The organism is Flavobacterium anhuiense (assembly GCF_004151235.1).
Classification (GTDB): domain Bacteria; phylum Bacteroidota; class Bacteroidia; order Flavobacteriales; family Flavobacteriaceae; genus Flavobacterium; species Flavobacterium anhuiense_A.
In genome coordinates, this window is the sequence record NZ_JUIV01000001.1 from 37116 (window position 1) to 54981 (window position 17866).

19 protein-coding genes are annotated in these 17866 nt (G+C 33.4%); 7 read left to right on the forward strand and 12 right to left on the reverse strand.

Annotated features, from left to right (window positions below; all coding sequences use genetic code 11):
* Positions 1-3: 3 nt before the first annotated feature.
* A complete protein-coding gene (locus NU08_RS00190; RefSeq protein WP_129745016.1) occupies positions 4-534 on the forward strand; it encodes a GNAT family N-acetyltransferase in 531 nt (176 codons plus the stop codon).
* Between the two features lie 67 nt (positions 535-601).
* Here NU08_RS00190 and NU08_RS00195 read toward each other — a convergent pair whose 3' ends face one another.
* The gene (locus NU08_RS00195; RefSeq protein WP_129745018.1) at positions 602-1126 is read right to left on the reverse strand and encodes a hypothetical protein; all 525 of its coding nucleotides are present in this window, start codon (positions 1124-1126) and stop codon (positions 602-604) included.
* A 487-nt stretch (positions 1127-1613) separates the two neighbouring features.
* On the opposite strand from NU08_RS00195, the gene mtaB reads away from it, so the two are divergent.
* On the forward strand, positions 1614-2948 hold the full coding sequence (mtaB, locus tag NU08_RS00200; RefSeq protein WP_129745020.1) for a tRNA (N(6)-L-threonylcarbamoyladenosine(37)-C(2))-methylthiotransferase MtaB: 1335 nt from the start codon (positions 1614-1616) through the stop codon (positions 2946-2948).
* A gap of 173 nt (positions 2949-3121) precedes the next feature.
* On the opposite strand, the gene NU08_RS00205 is transcribed toward mtaB, so the two are convergent.
* The 9 genes from NU08_RS00205 to NU08_RS00245 all read right to left on the reverse strand — a co-directional run bounded on the left by NU08_RS00205 (position 3122) and on the right by NU08_RS00245 (position 11070).
* Complete coding sequence (locus NU08_RS00205) at positions 3122-3628, reverse strand: hypothetical protein (protein ID WP_129745756.1); 507 nt, start codon at positions 3626-3628, stop codon at positions 3122-3124.
* A gap of 130 nt (positions 3629-3758) precedes the next feature.
* Complete coding sequence (locus NU08_RS00210; protein WP_129745022.1) at positions 3759-4475, reverse strand: 3-ketoacyl-ACP reductase; 717 nt, start codon at positions 4473-4475, stop codon at positions 3759-3761.
* Positions 4476-4589: 114 nt separating this feature from the next.
* On the reverse strand, positions 4590-5177 hold the full coding sequence (locus tag NU08_RS00215) for a phospholipid scramblase-related protein (protein ID WP_129745024.1): 588 nt from the start codon (positions 5175-5177) through the stop codon (positions 4590-4592).
* Between the two features lie 100 nt (positions 5178-5277).
* Positions 5278-5637: a hypothetical protein gene (locus NU08_RS00220; RefSeq protein ID WP_119792632.1), complete on the reverse strand. Its 360-nt coding sequence runs from the start codon at positions 5635-5637 to the stop codon at positions 5278-5280.
* A 5-nt stretch (positions 5638-5642) separates the two neighbouring features.
* Positions 5643-7763, reverse strand: a complete 2121-nt coding sequence (locus NU08_RS00225) for a vWA domain-containing protein (RefSeq protein ID WP_129745026.1) — start codon at positions 7761-7763, stop codon at positions 5643-5645.
* Between the two features lie 70 nt (positions 7764-7833).
* Entirely contained in the window at positions 7834-8805 is a 972-nt protein-coding gene (locus NU08_RS00230) for a hypothetical protein (RefSeq protein ID WP_129745028.1), read from the reverse strand.
* A 2-nt stretch (positions 8806-8807) separates the two neighbouring features.
* Positions 8808-9308: an RNA polymerase sigma factor gene (locus tag NU08_RS00235; RefSeq protein ID WP_129745030.1), complete on the reverse strand. Its 501-nt coding sequence runs from the start codon at positions 9306-9308 to the stop codon at positions 8808-8810.
* Positions 9309-9500: 192 nt separating this feature from the next.
* The gene (locus NU08_RS00240; RefSeq protein ID WP_129745032.1) at positions 9501-10124 is read right to left on the reverse strand and encodes a hypothetical protein; all 624 of its coding nucleotides are present in this window, start codon (positions 10122-10124) and stop codon (positions 9501-9503) included.
* 109 nt (positions 10125-10233) lie between these two features.
* Positions 10234-11070: a DUF6929 family protein gene (locus NU08_RS00245; protein WP_129745034.1), complete on the reverse strand. Its 837-nt coding sequence runs from the start codon at positions 11068-11070 to the stop codon at positions 10234-10236.
* Between the two features lie 93 nt (positions 11071-11163).
* Between NU08_RS00245 and NU08_RS00250 the strand changes: the two genes are divergently transcribed.
* The 3 genes from NU08_RS00250 to NU08_RS00260 all read left to right on the forward strand — a co-directional run bounded on the left by NU08_RS00250 (position 11164) and on the right by NU08_RS00260 (position 14370).
* Entirely contained in the window at positions 11164-12042 is an 879-nt protein-coding gene (locus tag NU08_RS00250) for a PPK2 family polyphosphate kinase (protein ID WP_129745036.1), read from the forward strand.
* A gap of 255 nt (positions 12043-12297) precedes the next feature.
* Positions 12298-13317 (forward strand): sensor histidine kinase, encoded by a 1020-nt coding sequence (locus NU08_RS00255; protein WP_242502464.1) that lies wholly within the window; start codon positions 12298-12300, stop codon positions 13315-13317.
* A 339-nt stretch (positions 13318-13656) separates the two neighbouring features.
* Complete coding sequence (locus NU08_RS00260; RefSeq protein WP_129745040.1) at positions 13657-14370, forward strand: LytR/AlgR family response regulator transcription factor; 714 nt, start codon at positions 13657-13659, stop codon at positions 14368-14370.
* Positions 14371-14372: 2 nt separating this feature from the next.
* Here the strand turns inward: NU08_RS00260 and NU08_RS00265 are convergent, their stop codons facing one another.
* Both NU08_RS00265 and NU08_RS00270 read right to left on the reverse strand, forming a co-directional pair.
* Positions 14373-15308 carry a DUF6268 family outer membrane beta-barrel protein gene (locus NU08_RS00265; protein ID WP_129745042.1) on the reverse strand — a complete coding sequence of 312 codons (936 nt, stop codon included), beginning with the start codon at positions 15306-15308 and terminating at the stop codon, positions 14373-14375.
* A gap of 165 nt (positions 15309-15473) precedes the next feature.
* Positions 15474-15992: a hypothetical protein gene (locus tag NU08_RS00270; RefSeq protein WP_111289173.1), complete on the reverse strand. Its 519-nt coding sequence runs from the start codon at positions 15990-15992 to the stop codon at positions 15474-15476.
* A gap of 189 nt (positions 15993-16181) precedes the next feature.
* Here NU08_RS00270 and NU08_RS00275 point away from each other — a divergent pair, with 189 nt between their 5' ends.
* Both NU08_RS00275 and NU08_RS00280 read left to right on the forward strand, forming a co-directional pair.
* Entirely contained in the window at positions 16182-17564 is a 1383-nt protein-coding gene (locus tag NU08_RS00275; protein ID WP_129745044.1) for an MATE family efflux transporter, read from the forward strand.
* Positions 17565-17633: 69 nt separating this feature from the next.
* A complete protein-coding gene (locus NU08_RS00280; protein ID WP_008468034.1) occupies positions 17634-17861 on the forward strand; it encodes a hypothetical protein in 228 nt (75 codons plus the stop codon).
* The last annotated feature ends 5 nt before the right edge of the window (positions 17862-17866 follow it).

Sequence of the window (17866 nt, forward strand, 5' to 3'; positions counted from 1 at the left end):
AAAATGAAGAATCAAATAGAAACGGAACGTCTTATTTTAAGGCCACTTGAGCTTTCAGATGCCGAAGGAATGTTTGAATTGGATTCTAATCCGAATGTGCATTTGTTTGTGGGAAATAGACCCGTAAAACATATTGATGAAAGCATTGAATACATCAAGTTTGTTCAAAAACAATACAAAGATCTTGGAACAGGCCGATGGGCAGTTGTTCTCAAAGAAACAAATGAATTTATTGGCTGGTCTGGAATTAAATTTATTACAGACGAAGTTAATAACCACAAAAACTTTTATGAGTTAGGATATCGTTTTATCGAAAAGCATTGGGGAAAAGGTTATGCTACTGAAGCTGGAAAAGCTTTTATTGATCATGCCTTTAACAAAATGAAAGTAGAGATGCTGTATGCTTATGCAGATGCAGGAAACGAAAATTCTAGAAAGATTTTAGAAAAACTAGGTTTCCATTTTGTGAATTCTTTCGAATATCAAGAAGAATTAGAGGTTTGGTACGAACTTAAAAATCCAAACTCCAACTAAGAAATGTGTTCCAAATCTTTACATACTTAAAAGTCAGTAAAGATTTGGAAACAAATCAGAGTTATAATTATTTTTTAGCTACAGAAACAAAGTATTTATTTCCGTCACCCATAGTTAATTTTACACGCTCGTCGCAAAGATCGATTGCAAAATTTGCACTTTCGTAACAGCTGCAAGTTGTATTTTTGTCTTTAGACATTTCAGTTTTACAGTTGTTGTTTTTAAAGCTTGCCAATTGTGGAGTGTATAAACTAACCAAATCAGTAGAAGCAGTTACTAAAGAAATGATACTTGCAGAATTATTGTTTGTAATTCTGTATACAATTCTATCCGTATAGTTTACATCGTTAACAGTTACTTTACGAATGTAGGTATAAGCTGTAGATCCTTCACCTGGTTCTTTAACTTCAAACTTAAACCCAACAGCACGAATAGCAACATCAAATTGCTGTTGTGAGTTAAAGCTCGCCCAAGTCGTCAATGTACTGATAGTAGGAAATGGATTTGCATTTGCGGCTGGAGTATTAGTTTGCGCTTGCGAACTAAATAGGGTTAAGAACATCAAGCAGATCGTGGGTAAAAATGCTTTCATAAAGCGTGGTATTTGTAATTTAATTTTGCCTACTCTCTTTGGTTTTCGGCTTTCCCATTTCATTTTGTAACACAAAACAACAACATAACGAGTAAAATTCAAAATTGTTATGCCTGAATTATTATTAAATTAATTAAAGCTTATTAAAATTCTTTAATATGAATTTATTGGCAACTGGATTCATAACAATGGTAAATGTAAGAAATTTTGAATTTAAAATCGATAAAAATGTATTTAATCGATGAAAATTGCATTTAGTCGATTATTTTGTCATTTTATTCTTATCTGAATGCTAAAATCTGATAAATTGAAAAATTTTACTTTTTAAAAATAAAACAAAAAAGGTTAACTTTTAAATGTTTCTAAAATTAATATTACTTCAAATTATTGATTCGAAGTGCATTAATTGTTTTCTTTTGATGAATATTGTTTGTAAATTTGCAGCCTTAAATTTTTTGACAACGATTTCATCAATTTAAGACAAATTATGGAAAATAGAAAAAAAGTTGCCTTTTATACGCTGGGTTGTAAACTGAATTTTTCAGAAACCTCTACAATTGCCAGAAGTTTTAATGACGAAGGTTTTGACCGCGTCGATTTTGAAGATGTTGCAGATATCTATGTGATTAATACCTGCTCTGTAACAGAAAATGCCGATAAACAATTTAAACAGGTTGTCAAGAAAGCAATGAAGCTTAACGAAAAAGCTTTTGTTGCTGCTGTTGGTTGTTATGCACAATTGAAACCAGAAGAATTAGCCTCAGTTGATGGAGTTGATTTGGTTTTGGGAGCTACAGAAAAATTCAAAATCACAGACTATATCCATGATTTGAGCAAAAATGATATGGGTGAAGTTCATTCATGTGAAATTGCCGAAGCCGATTTCTATGTAGGAAGTTATTCTATTGGAGATCGTACTAGAGCATTTTTGAAAGTTCAAGATGGTTGCGATTATAAATGTACCTATTGCACAATTCCGCTGGCAAGAGGAATTTCTAGAAGTGATGCTTTAGAAAATGTATTGAAAAACGCCAAAGAAATCTCGGCTCAAAATATACGTGAAATTGTTTTAACGGGTGTAAATATCGGTGATTACGGAAAAGGGGAGTTTGGAAACAAAAAACACGAGCATACTTTTCTAGATTTAGTTCAGGCTTTGGATAAAGTAGAAGGAATTGAGCGTTTACGAATTTCGTCAATCGAACCAAATCTTTTGAAAAATGAAACAATCGAATTTGTTTCTAAAAGCCGAACTTTTGTACCGCATTTTCATATTCCGCTGCAATCAGGAAGCAATGATATTTTGAAATTAATGAAACGCCGTTATTTGCGAGAAGTATACACGGAGCGCGTTGCTAAAATTCGCGAAGTAATGCCTCACGCTTGTATTGGTGTTGATGTTATTGTTGGTTTTCCTGGAGAAACAGATGAGCATTTCTTAGAAACCTATCATTTCTTAAATGATTTGGATATTTCTTATCTACACGTTTTTACATACTCAGAAAGAGACAATACAGAAGCGGCAGATATGGAAGGCGTAGTTCCTTCAAATGTTCGTGCTAAACGCAGTAAAATGCTACGCGGTTTATCAGTAAAAAAACGCCGAGCTTTTTACGAAAGCCAATTAGGAACCAACAGAACGGTTCTTTTTGAAAGTGAAAATAAAGAAGGATACATTCACGGATTTACTGAAAACTATGTAAAAGTAAAAACACCGTGGAATCCTGAATTGGTAAATACGCTTCAAGAAATCAATTTAACTAAGATTGATGAAGATGGAAGTGTTCGTATAGAGTTTTTGAATAAACTGGCGGAAGCTTAAAAAAAAATAAACAGACAAAGTATTGTCATTTCGACCGAAGGGAGAAATCACACTAGTTTGTCGACAAAGATTGGAGATTTTCTATGCGTAATTGCTAGTGCGATTTCTCCCTTCGGTCGAAATGACAAAAAAATCCCTTTTCGTAAAAAAGGGATTTTTTTGTTTTATAAGAATTACTCATTATCCTGAACAACCAATTTCAAAGAATTAATATAATCAGTATCAAATTCTATAACTCGAATTTTTTCTGGATTAAAACCTAGTTCTCCTCCAAACTGACCTCTTGTATCTAAGAAATCTATAGTCAGTTCTTCTTCATTCAATGCTATTAGTTTTCCTAAGTAAGCAGATTTAGATGATTTTTTCGCAATTTGAAAAATGCCGTATTTCTCTGAAACGTAATTAATAATCGAACCTAAATCTTTGATTGGGATAATATCATCAGAATTAATTTTTAATCCCTTCAAACGAATTACTTTTTCTGTAAAAGCTAGATCATGATCTCGGTTTACGGCTTCAATATTTTTATTTCTCAGGATAACAAAACCATCCAAAACAAAATCTACAGGATTATTTCGAAGCAAAATCCAATCATCAGAATAATCAATTAAAAACCCGCTGAAGATTTCTTTTTTATCCTGAAATTCTATTTCGACCAATTGTCTTAAATATTGTTCCATCATGTTTTTTTGAAATTCCAATAATTAAATTCCAAACACTAAACTCCAAAAATCAAATCCCAAATTCCAAATGCTATGAGATTGGAATTTGGAATTTCATCCCGATAGCTATCGGGATGGAATTTGTTTTTTAAGGATTAGTAGACCAAATACTGCTGTTTTTGATAAACACTCTTCGGTTTAATTTTAACTGTGCAATAATTAAATCTGCCATATCTTCAGACTGCATTACTTTTTCTGGGTTTCCGTCAGTTAAGTTTAAGTCTTTTGCCATATCTGTTGCTACAGTACTTGGCGTTAACGCCGTAACTCGAATATTGTGTTTTCTCATTTCCTGCATTAAAGAATCGGTTAAACCTAAAACAGCAAATTTAGAAGCGCTGTAAGCACTTGTCAATGCATTTCCGTTTAATCCGGCAGTTGACGAAATATTGATGATATCTCCAGTTTGTCTTTCGATCATGTTTGGAATAATCGCTCGAGTTGTATAATACGTTCCCATTAAATTTACCTGAATAATTCTTTCCCAAGCTTCTGGTTCCAATTCTAAGAATTTTCCAAAAGAAGCAATTCCGGCGCTGTTGATTAAAATGTCGATGTGTTTAAATTCAGCGATTGCTTTTTCAGCAGCAGCATTTATAGAATTGATATCAGATACATCAGCAGACAAAGCCAGAGTTTTTACACCCAATTTAGCAGTTTCCTCTGCTAATTGATCAATATCACTTTTGGTTCTAGAGACCAAAATTAGATTTACACCTTCTTTTGCCAAAGCAATTGCTACAGCTTTTCCTATTCCTTTTCCTGCGCCGGTAATAAAGGCATTTTTATTTTTTAAGTCAGTCATGATTGTGTTTTTAGAAATGCAGAAAGCATCATTTTAAGTCTTACAAAAATAAGCTTTTGAAAACTAAAATGATGCTTTAAAAGGTATTCTTAATCTAAGTTTAACAACTTTTTGTTATTCTTTCAGAACCATATCAATACACATGACAGCTCCTAAAATCAATTGTCTCAACGGACTGTCAGCAGCAACTGTTTCTTCAATTTGAAGCACATAATTGTCGGCACTTGTAAAAAACTCTTTTCCTAATCCTGCCCATTTTTTACTTACTTGTGCCAATTGCTTGTTTTCGTGTGAGAATTTAAAATCCCAGCCAGTCCATTTTCCTTGCAAAGTAGCCACAGGTTTTTCATTTTTATCTAGGATGTTAAATTTTCCTCCGATTGAAAAGAATTTCTGTTTGAAAGTTCCAATCAAACGATCTTTTTCGTCTAATACTTCAACAGTAGATCTAAAGATGGCAACACCTCTTCTTACTGTAATTAACTTTTCTCCAGAGGCAGTTGTAATTTCAACATTAAACGGAGTTGCTCTTTTGTAATCTGTAAAACGAAATACTTTTGTGAAGAAGCCAAGATTGTTCTCTCGGCAGTTCATGATGATTTGATTGGTTTCTGGATGATAGATATCGTAGTTGTTTGCGGCTTTGAACATTCCAACATGTTCTTTTACTAAAAATAGATTTTGGCTTAAAATAGGATTCATACGTGTGTAAAATAAGTTTTAGAAATAAAGCCGCAAATGTAATACAATATTTATTAATTGCTAATTGCCCAATCAGACAAAGAACTTCAATAAACCATCTTTAATCTGCCTTCTTTTTACTAATTATGACAATCGCACCATTTGCTCCTTGGTCTCCATAAATTAATTTAGCTTCATTTGGTTGTAATGCTTTCATAGACTCAATAGCATCGGGTTTAATTTTGCTAATCTTTTCTTTATCAATGATTTTTCCGTCCAAAACATATAAAACTTGAATGAGTGAAGCTCTGTTAGGTCCGCATATAATTACTTTAGCTGGCTGAACTTGCTTGGAATCACTAATGGTTAGTTTTTTTGTTTCTTGAATCGTGTCTTTTTCTACCTTGGAAGCTGTTTTATCCTGAGCCTTTGCTATATAGCTTATCAGAAAAAGGAATGAAAGAAATTTTATTGCTCTCATGTTTATTAATTATACTGTTTAGAAGTTTCAACCAAACGAATAAACTCAGCTTTGTAACCTTCGCCATCATTTGAATTTCCTTGCTTCGCCAATTTTACAATTTCTTCAGAAGACTTGTCTGCAATTAATTTTGAATCTCTTAATTTCAAACCAAACCAAGCTACGGCAGAACTAAATTTCATATCATCGCTCGCTTTATCCAAAGCAACCGATTTGTTCTCGATTACCTGAACCATTTCAATACTTTTATCGCCATCAGGTTTTTTGTAACGGAATTTTATAGTTGCCAATTCGTTGCTGTAATTGTTTGAACTGGTTTCAGTTTTAGTGTATTTTAAAGGATCTGGCTGTTCAGCTAAATAATCACTTTTTACACCAGCAGGAATAATTTCATACAAAGCCGTTACCGTATGATTGCTTCCCAATTCACCCGCATCAATCGCATCATTTTTAAAATCTTCTGGACGTAATTTTCTGTTTTCATAACCAATCAAACGATACGCTTGAACTTGTTTCGGATTAAATTCGATCTGAATTTTTACATCTTTCGCGATAGCAAACATCGAACCTTTGAATTCTTTTCCTAAAAAGCGATTGGCTTCCTGAATGTTATCGATATAAGCGTAGTTTCCGTTTCCTTTATCGGCCAAGATTTCCATTTTGCTGTCTTTGTAATTCCCCATTCCGTAACCTAGACAAGTCAAGAAAACGCCTGTTTTTCTTTTTTCTTCAATGAGTTTTTCCATATCTGAATTAGAAGAACTTCCGACATTGAAATCTCCGTCCGTTGCTAGAATTACACGATTGTTTCCGCCTTTAATAAAATTTTCAGTTGCCGTTTTATAAGCCAGTTCAATTCCTGCTCCTCCAGCTGTACTTCCTCCAGATTGTAATTTATCCAAAGCATCAATAATTGTTTTTTTCTCATCTCCAGAAGTTGGAGGTAAAACCATTCCTGCCGCACCCGCGTACACTACAATGGCAACTTTATCTTTTGCGCGTAATTCATTTACCAATATTTTTAAAGATTGTTTCAATAAAGGCAATTTATTCATGTCGCTCATTGAACCCGAAACATCAATTAGGAAAACAAGATTTGAAGCAGGTAAATCATTAGTTGGAATGTTTTTTCCTTGCAAACCAATCTTTAAGATTTTGTTGTTTTTATTCCAAGGCGAGTCGCTCACTTCTGTATTGATAGAAAACGGATGCTCATTCTTTGGCTGCGGATAAGTATATTTAAAGAAATTTACCATTTCTTCTACACGCACTGCATCTTTCGGTACTTGTTGTCCGTTGTTTAAAAAGCGTCTGATATTGGTATAAGAAGCATTATCAACATCTATAGAAAAAGTGGATAGCGGAGCTGTTTTTGGACTTTCGAAAGCATTTTCAACAAAAGCATCATAATCTTCCTGAGTTGGTTCTGTTGGAATTGGCATAATATTTAATTTTTTATCCAATTCTTTTTCAGAAAGATTTTTATAGATTTCATTTTTAGTTGAAATAACCACAACGCCATTCGAAGCTTTACTGCCATAAATTGAAGTCGCAGCTTGGTCTTTTAAAACCGAAACATTATCGATATCATTCGGATTAATTTTTGCCATTTGATTGGCTTTTGCTGGAACTCCGTCAATAATATACATCGGTTCACTTTTTGGAGAAACTGATTCATTTGCTCGAATAGAAACAGTTGGACTTGGAGCGTAAAGGGAATTACTTTCAGCTTGAACTTTTGCTCTTTTTCCTTTGCGTTCCGAGACAGAACCGGTTAGCATTGATTTTTTTTGGACACCATAACCAACCACTACAACTTCGTTTAATGTCTGATTATCTGGAAGAAGTTTGATATTAATTGTATTTGAATTTTGAACCTTTTGACTTTGGCTTTTATATCCAATGAAGCTGATAACCAACATGTCACCTGTTTTTGCTTGAATACTGTATTGGCCATCAAAATTTGTATAAACAGTGGTTTTTGTGTTCTGATTTAAAACGGTTACACCTGGAAGTGGCTGTTTTGTTTCATCTGAAACGATTCCAGAAATGGTTCTTTCTTGTGCTATGGTTACGAAACATATAAGCATAGCAATGGCTGATGAAATAAGTTTTAGACTTTTCATGATAATAAGTTTTAGAATTAATGTTTGGGTTTTGCTTTGTCAAAGCTGCAGACTTTGACAAAGCATAAGATTATTTTTTCGGAGCTGGTTTTCCGTTTTTTGTAGTAATTATAACAACTCCTTTTTTGCCTCTTTCGCCATATTTTTCGGTCGCTTCAAGGTCTTGCAAAATGGTTATGGTTTTAATGTCTTGTTTGTCTAAAGGCGCATATGGGCTTGTTGGATTTTTGCCAAATAAGTCATTTTCTGAATAGTAAATTCCATCAATAATGTACAAAGGTTCATCAAGGACAACAAGAGAATCTACATTTTCTGGATTTAGATTTGGAAGCTCATCTCGCATCATTTTGTCTTTTTTTGCATCGTCGCTGTGAGCCATTGCATTTCCGTTAAGAATTACTAAAGGTGCACTCTTTTTTGCTTTTTGCGTTGGAGCGGCCGAATAGGCAACTTTTGCAGATTCTCTTTGAGAATAACCTGAATAGCCGATATCTGAAGTCACTTCTTTTTTTGAAGAAACATTATCTTCTTCTTCAAAAGTTTCATGTAATAATGTTTGAGCTGGCATTGTCGTTTCTGCCGTAATTTTTGGTGTCGGAGCAGACTGAAAAGCTTCTGCCTGTGGAACTGCTATTTCTTGAACAGCAACTCGTTGTTTGTTTTTAGTTTGATTCTCCAAAATTTTAACCGCTTCTTCGTTTGAAACTATCCCAGAATCTGAAGATGGAGTTGCATCTTTTTGAATTAAAACAGGCTCTTCGGTTTGAGGCTGTTCTAATTTTTTTTCTTCCAAAACTACTTTTGGAGTTTCTGTTATGTTTTCTTTATTAGAATGCAAAAACTGAAAGCCTAAAGAAAGCAATAATAGAAGAGAAGCCGCAACTGCGATTTTTTTCCATAATGCTATTGTTTTTTTGTCTTCTTTTTTGTCCAGTTTTTCTTCTACGCGCGCCCAGACTTTTTCCATTCCCGGGAAATCTTGAAACTCGGCTTTTTGCGAAGCTTCTTTTATTTTATCGAATAATTTATCTTGATTGTCCATGACTATTTTGCTTTTTGATAATACAGTTTGTTAACCAGTTCTTTCAGTTTGGTCTTAGCGGCATTCAATTGTGATTTTGAGGTGCCTTCAGAAATCTTCAGCATTTCGGCTATTTCTTTATGTCCGTAACCTTCAATGACAAAAAGGTTAAATACAGTTTTACAGCCATCAGGAATATGGTTTAATAAATTAAGTAAATCTTCTTCTTCCAGTGTATTTAGTTCGTCTACAGAAGGTTGCGAAAGCAGTTTCACATCGTCTAAATACATATTAAAGTTGGTTTCTTTACGAATTGTCGCCAAACAATGATTTACAGTTATGCGTCTTGCCCAAGCTTCAAAAGCATAAGCTTCTTTTAACTGTTCTAGTTTGGTGAAAATAGTAAAGAAAGAATCGGCCAAAGCTTCTTCGATTTCCTCTTCCTTTTTTAAGTATCTTTTGCAAAGGCGGTACAACTTTGGCGCCATGTATTCGTACACCTGACGCTGGGCATCGCGATGCATTTTTTTACAGTTTGCTATTTGAGTCTCGTTTATCACAATTGTTGTCTTTCTTGTATAGAGAGTAAAAAAGATAAAAAGGTTGGGACGGGGGTGAAAAAAATATTAAAATATTTTTTTTAGGTTCAGAGTTGCAAAGATTCAAAGTTACAAAGGTTTTATCGTAGAGACGCACTGCTTTGCTTCTTATCGTAATTATTCTCCTAAGCAAACATCATTATAAAATTCTACAATTTCTTTAATGTCTTCGAAAATCCATTTGTCGCTTTTTAGTTTTTTTACGATAAAATCGCAGTCAGCAAAAACTTTCGAAGTGTTTTTTCGCCATGAGTTTACAATCCCGCAGTTTAAACATGTTGGATATTTGTCTTTTTGTTTTTTGACATAATAAAATTCAGAAGATTCAGTTGGTTGGGAAAAAGAATTGGTTTGAGGATTGTAAGTTGCCGGTCGTTCATCATGAGGATTATAAATTTGATCGAGAAGACTAAAATCTGAACCAAATTTTTTATATAAGGTAGCTTCTCCTTTAATAATGATCTCGACCAGTTTTGGCTTGTCTAATGAATTTAATTTCACATATTCAAAAGTCCGTCTAGCATTAAAATTAAGAAACGTGATTTTTTTAACAAACTCTTCATTCCAAGTATCAGGCTTGTCTTCGGGCGCAACCTTAAATTTTATTTTGTTGAAATTTAAAGAAGCAAATCCTTCAATAGAATCTCCATCTTTGAAGTAAATTATTGCTTCTTCTGTTTGAGAATAAATTTTAAGGCTGATAAAAAATAGGATGAATATAATTCTGTAGAGTTGTTTCATTTAAGGGAGTATTTTTAACCTTTGTGTTTCTCTGCGAATACCTTTGTGAATCTTTGTTTAATAGCTCTTTCGCAAAGATTCACAAAGCGACAGAGAGATTCGCTAAGTTTTATTTAATCGGCAAAGTCAATTTATAAATCTTCGTTTCTAAAACTTCTGTATCATTATCTTCGCAAAGCAAAAATTCGATTTTATTATTTTCTTTTTTATAGAAAGTCAGACCTTCAAATTTATTGGCTGCCGTAATTTTTTGAGTAAAATCGATTTTCATGGTTTTTACATCAATTCTTCCGATGAAACTTCCTAGAATTTCTCCGTCATCATAAGTCGATTTAGTGTCTTCGGCAGTTGAGAGGAAATAGATTTTATCGTCGACCAAAACAGCATCTGTAAAACTGGAACGAACGCCTTTTATTTTTGGCAGTTTGTAATTCACCGAAATCAGAGCAAATTCTTCTCCCAGATTTTTCGCATGAATGGTAAAAATGGTGTTTTTGTTTGAAACGCCATTTCCGCGATTGAATAAATACCAGTTTTCGCCATCAAAAATAGCGCCTTCTAGATTAAAATCTTCTGGTTTAATTTCTCCGAAATTCTGCATTACGGCATATAGATCGACTAAATTGTTTTTTTGTAAAACGGTTTTCGATTTCAAATCAAATTCAATCATTTTGTTTCGGTTTTCGGTTGAACCAGAACCAAAAACATAAAGCGTATCATTATGATGTGTAAGTGACTCAAAATCGGGTTTTAAGTTTTTCGGAATATTCTGCGTTGGATTGTCAATCAAAGCATGCTGATTCAATTGCTGATTTTGCATATTGTATTCGTAAAGAAATCCGCTGTTGTCACCAATTACATAAATCGCATCGTTATTGTAAAATAATCCCGATGCCGAGCCGATTCCGATAATTTGAAATAATATTTCTAATGTGAATTTTTCCATGAAATGTTGTTTTTTATTGCAATGAATAGCAGTTCCGATAGCTATCGGAATTCGTAAAATTACTATATTTATAAGACAAAAAATGAAAAAGATATGAAATCAATAGACCCGAAAGATTTTAAAGTTGTAGATAAAATAAAGCTCAAAGAAATTCCAACTTTATTAGATGTAAAAGCTGACGATGACGAAAAAGAAGAAAAATTAGATAAGGTTCAAGCCAAATTGAGCGATTTGCAAGACGTAATGTATGCGCACAATAAATACAGCGTTTTGATTTGTCTTCAAGGAATGGATACTTCGGGAAAAGATAGTTTGATTCGAGAAGTTTTTAAGGAGTTTAATCCGCGTGGAGTAGTAGTGCATAGTTTTAAAACGCCAACGTCTACAGAACTGGAGCATGACTATTTATGGCGCCATTATATTGCACTTCCAGAAAAAGGGAAGTTTGCCATATTTAATAGAACACATTATGAAAATGTTCTCGTAACACGCGTACATCCAGAATATGTGCTTTCTGAAAATCTTCCGGGTATTAATTCTGTAGATGATATAACACCAGATTTTTGGAAAAATAGAATTGAACAGATCAATAATTTTGAAAAACATATTTGCCAAAACGGAACAATCGTAATGAAATTCTATCTGCACTTGAGCAAAGAAGAACAGCGCCAGCGTTTGTTGCGCCGTTTGGAAGAGGAAAAACACAATTGGAAGTTTTCGCCAGGAGATTTGAAAGAACGCGGTTATTGGGATGAATACATGAAGTATTACGAAGAAGCGATCAATAAAACATCGACACCGCATGCTCCATGGTATATTGTTCCTGCTGATGATAAAGAAATGTCACGATATATTGTAGCGAAAATTATCTGGGAAGAAATGAAAAAACACACCGATATTAAAGAACCTGAATTGGACGAGAAAACGGCTATAAATATAGAATTATATAAAAAAGAATTAGGAGAGAAGTAATTGCGTAATTGAGATAATTAGTCAATTAGATAATTTTTTGAACCCGATAAGTTTTTTTAAACTGTCGGGGTTATTTTATATTGCTTTTAAATTCCATTTGTCAAAATAAAAACGCAGTTCGTCAAACTAATTTGAATAACGCTTGTGGTTTATGCTACTTTGCTGTTTGTTTAAAAAATATAGAACTACTTTTGAAGTTAAATTTTCTCAATAAATTATTTATAAATGATTGCAATCAATAAAAATAGGCACAGGATGTTTTTAGTCTTTTTCTGGTGTCTGTTAGGTTTTACAATTTGGGGGCAGTTAATAGAAGATTACAGTTTTTGGTCTGCTTTTTCCCAGTCCGTTTTAATTTTATTTTGTTCAACCGCTTTAGCGCATTTTTTAAGTGATATATTATTGCCTCGCGCTTTGCGAAAAAATAAAATGGCTTTGTTTGCCCTGCAAGGTATTGTGGTGGTTCTTATTCTGTCATTTTGCCTCGCAACCATATATGCCGTTTTTTCAAATCGAGAATCAAGAAGCAGGTTATATCCCGATCAAGCTGATTTGAGTACACTTCAGTTTTTGTGGACACAATTTTATGGCAGCATTCCAGCGGCAATTTTAATAAGTAGCACAGCCTGTGGACTTCGATTTTATCAGGAACATAATGTTATCGAAAGAAGTCATGCAGAATTGAAACAAGTGCATTTAGAAGCGCAAATCAAGATTTTGCAAGATCAGATCAATCCGCATTTGATGTTTAATGTGTTAAATCATATCCATATTCTAATGCAAAGCGATGTAAAATTAGCTTCAGATTTATTGGTTCAGTTTTCGGATATTTTGAGGTATCAATTGTACGAATGCAATAAGGAATATGTGTCTTTGCATCTTGAAATCAAATATTTAAAAGATTTAATTGCTGTTGAAGAAACTCGTTGGGGAAATGAATTGGAAGTGAAAAGCAAATGGAACATTGAAAATGGACAGCTTCAGATTGTGCCTTTGCTTTTGGTTCCGTTAATCGAAAATGCTTTCAAACATGTTTCCCGGCTTCCAAATCAAAAAGGATTTGTGCATTTGTCTTGTGAACAGATTAATAAACAATTGAATTTTAAAATTGAAAACTCTTATACCGAGCAATACAAAATACCTTCAAAAAATCAAGGATTAGGTTTAGAGAATGTAAAGAAAAGACTGGAAATACAATATCCAGAAAAACACAAATTAGATATCCATAAAACTGATTCTGATTTTACAGTTACAGTGACTTTAGATTTGAAATAATTTTTTAGCCACAAATTGCACGAATTAGCACGAATTTTAAATCTGCAATGCTTTGTGTTCTAAGCATTCTTTACAAAAATTAAAACTTTGCGTAAAACCTTTGTGAACTTTGCGGTTAAAATTTTTAGCCACAGATTAAAAGGATTAAAAATGATTTTATTTTAGCCACAAATTACACAAATTAGCACAAATTTTAATTTACAGCTTAGCGATCTTAGCATTCTTTTTAAAAACTGAACCTTTGCGAACTTTGCGTAAAACCTTTGCGTTCTTTGCGGTTAAACAAAAAAATCTGCTAAATCTGCGGGAAACAAAAAACAAACCAGCAACAAAAAAACTATGAAAATGAAATGTCTTATTATCGACGATGAACCTATAGCAAGAAACGGAATAGCAGATTTTGTTTCTAAAATTGATTTTCTCGAAACTGTTGGCACTTGTGCTTCGGCTCTAGAAGCCACTTCATATCTTCAAGAAAAACAGATAGATTTATTATTTCTGGATATAAATATGCCGTATTTGTCTGGATTGGAGTTTTTAGAATCTTTAGAAAATCCGCCATTGGTGATTTTTACAACCGCTTATTCAGAACATGCTTTAGACGGATATCGACTTCAGGTTGTGGATTATTTATTAAAGCCCATTACTTTTCAGCGTTTTTATCAGGCTTCGTTAAAAGCAAAGCAATGGCATCAAATGCTGAATTTTCCAAAACAAAATCAATTGGATCCTTTTTTATATGTGCGTCAGGAAGAAGGATTTCAGAAAATTTCTTGGATCGATATTTTATATATCGAAGGAATGCAAAATTATGCTAAACTTCATTTTAAAGATAAAGTGCTGATTATTCATCAGACGATGATTTCATTAGAAGAAACACTTCCAAAAGAAATTTTCTTTCGAATCCATAAATCATTTCTCGTAAATGTTACGCATATAGATTCTATTTCTGGCGGACGCTTATTTATAAAAGGACAAGAGCTACCTATTTCAAGAACACGCCGTGAGGAATTATTGAAAGAGGTAGTCTATAAAAACTTACTGAGCAGATAGCTCTAGAATTTCCATTTTAGAGCTATTGCTCCATAAAAAGTAGTCGTGAATCTTGGATCTGCAATATCTTTTTCTTTAAAGATTTCTTTAATTTTTCGGTTAGTTGTTGAAAAACTTCGAACAAGAGTAGTTCCTCCCGTTGGTTCTAAAGTCCAATGTTCTCCAAATTTTATCTGAGGTCTTAAACCTGCAATTATTTGCTGATATCCCAGTAAGGTAGATTTATTTCCAATTTTGGTTTCGGCAGTCATTCCGCTTAATTCTACTACTGCTTTTAAGTCAAACGTATCAGACATTCGATAGCCAACTTCTGCGCCTTCTGGAAAAGTAATTTTAAAATGTAATGCTCCTGTAGTTTCCCAATTAAAATAAATTCCAGGAAGAACCATCGGCACACCAAAACTATTAGTCAAGACCGGACCTGCCCCCAAAGCCAGTTTAGGATTAAATTGTTTGATAAAAAGAATTCCGCCTTGAAGCAAGACATCATCTTTATTAATTTCGACCATATCTGTATAAACACCTACAGAAGCCATTATTAATAAAGACCAAGAAGAAGAAATAGAACGCAAATGTTTGACTCCAACTTGCGTATTGAGCAATTCATTCGGAAATCCGCCTTGAAATGCTACTGGAAGATCTTGAATATTGTAATTCCTGTTTTCCATTTTGGCATAACTTCCATTAAAAAATACTGACCAAAGTTTTGGATGATCGTATTTGTCCATTTTTAAAGACAATGGCACTTCAAAAGCCAGCTGTGCTCTTTTAAAATTACTTTCTGCATTTGTTTTTGTGCTGTCCATTGGCCGTACATATTTAGAAAATGGGACATAATCGAGTTTAAATTCACCTGAAATTCCTGATTGTGAACGTGCAGCTAGGGTAGCCAATAAAAAAAGAAAAAGCTGCGATAGATAAAAGATTGTTTTGTTCATGATTTGATTAATTTTTCTGCGAATTACCACCTTCTAAATCAATCCTAAAAAATCATTTGACTACTAGCACTTTTCTTTTGACCAATGGCATAAAATAAAAAATCCGACAACTATATAAGCTGTCGGATTTTTACCAAAAACAAAATAATAAATTAAACCTATTTTTTATAGTTTAAAACCATAAGCAACACGCAATGCTACTTGATTGGTTCTAAAGTCATGATAATCTTCGTAACGAACACTTAAATCGATGTACTTGTTGGCATAACCAATTCCTGGAGCCCATAAAAAGGTAGTTTTATCGTAACCGTTTGTTACAGCAAAACCTGCACCCAGCTCTCCTAAAACATAAAATTGATCTTTTAAGACAAAAGCTTTAAAACCTGCTTTTGCTGGAATGAATCCAAGATCTTTTATATCATTTCCAAGATCGTCTTTTCCCATAAATAAATTTGTAAATCCCGTTGTTAAGGTCAAAGATGTTTTTTTGGAAAGATCATACTGTAAACGAACGTCTCCCCCAAGAGACCAGTCGTAATCATTGTCGGTTGGCAATCCCCCATTTAAGCCAAAACCTAATCTAAAACCTTGATCGTAATTTGTTGCTTCTGTTTCTTGAGCAAATGTGGTGTTGGCAAATAAAAATGTGAAAGCAGCTAGGCATAACATCTGTAATTTTTTCATGGCTTATATTTTTGAAATTTCTATGATGTAAAATTATACGCAAGGCGTTTGGAGATTGTTATACAATTTTTAAAAATCGTTACATAATATTGAGTTCGTCTTATTTTTGTCTTAAAATTGGGATATATTTTTATTGATAGGATAGAATTCGAAGCTTCTGACTATCTTTGCGCACAAAATAGAATACAAGTGAATTTAAAGCAGTACACCAAAGAGTTTTCGTATAATTTAAGGCTGGCATATCCTGTTATTTTAGGAATGGTCGGACATACCTTAATTGGTATTGTCGATAATATAATGGTTGGTAAAATAGGAAGTACAGAATTGGCGGCAGTTTCGCTTGGAAATAGTATGATTTTTATCGCCATGTCTTTAGGAATTGGTTTTTCTACAGCCATTACGCCAATTGTTGCCGAAGGTGATGCAGAGAAAAATGATACTAAAATTCGATCTGCTTTTCATCATGGATTATTTCTTTGTACAATTCTAGGATTGGTGCTTTTTACCGTAATTATGTTTGCAAAACCCATTATGGAATTGCTGAAACAACCTGCAGATGTAATTGTGTTGGCAAAACCCTATTTAGGATGGGTGGCTTTTTCTCTAATTCCGTTGGTAATGTACCAAGGATATAAGCAGTTTGCAGACGGAATGTCGTTAACCAAATATTCTATGTATGCCATGGTAATGGCAAACGTTCTTCACGTTGGTATAAACTATGTTTTAATTTATGGGATTTGGATTTTTCCAAAAATGGGAATTATCGGTGCCGCTTTAGGAACGGTAATTTCTAGGATCTTTTTAGTAATGTTTATGCATATCATGCTTTCGCGAAGAGACGATTTAAAACGCTTTTTTAAAGGTTTTAGTTTTAATGAAATAAAAAAAACAACCATAAAAAAGATCATCAGTATCGGATTTCCTTCTGCAATGCAGATGCTTTTTGAAGTAGTTTTATTTACGGCTTCAATCTGGCTTTGTGGAAATATCGGGAAAACAAGTCAGGCAGCAAATCAGATTGCTTTAAGTTTGGCGTCGATGACTTTTATGTTTGCAATGGGATTGAGCGTAACTTCTATGGTTCGTGTAAGTAATCAAAGAGGATTGATGGATTATAAAAAACTGATTGTTGTAGCGCGTTCTATTTTCCTTCTTGCTATAATCTTAGAAACGGTTTTTGCCATTTTCTTTATCGTTTTCCACGATTATCTGCCTTATATTTTCTTGAATATGGAAAATACAGGACAAATTTTGGATAATGAAGAAGTAATTGCCATTGCATCAAAACTGCTTTTAATAGCTGCGATTTTCCAGATTTCTGACGGAATTCAAGTTGTGGTTTTAGGTGCTTTACGCGGATTACAAGATGTAAAAGTGCCTATGTACATTACCTTTGTAGCCTATTGGGTTATTGGTTTTCCTATTTCGTATTATTTAGGAGAACACACAGAATTGAAAGCTCAAGGTGTTTGGGTCGGACTTTTGGCTGGATTAACTGCGGCTGCAATTTGTTTGTATGCTCGTTTTCATTACTTAACAAAAAGATTGGTTAAGAATTCAGATGCAGAATAATTAAATTTGAAAAAATAAAAGGCTGATTTTAGCAAAACAATAAATAATCAATTACTAAAAAATAAATATATGGAATTACCTAAATTTTTACTTGGAGACAACACTGATTTCCCAGATGATATTTTTATCATCCACCTAGATTATCCAAGATTTATTATCAATTTGAAAGATGATGAGGTTGAATTTTTAGAAGAACCTGAAGATTTGGATGAAGCAGAATTAAACGCCGAAATGGAAAGTTTAATTGAAAAGGCAAATGAGTTTTATGATAGAGAAATAAACCGTTACGAAGAGTAATCGTG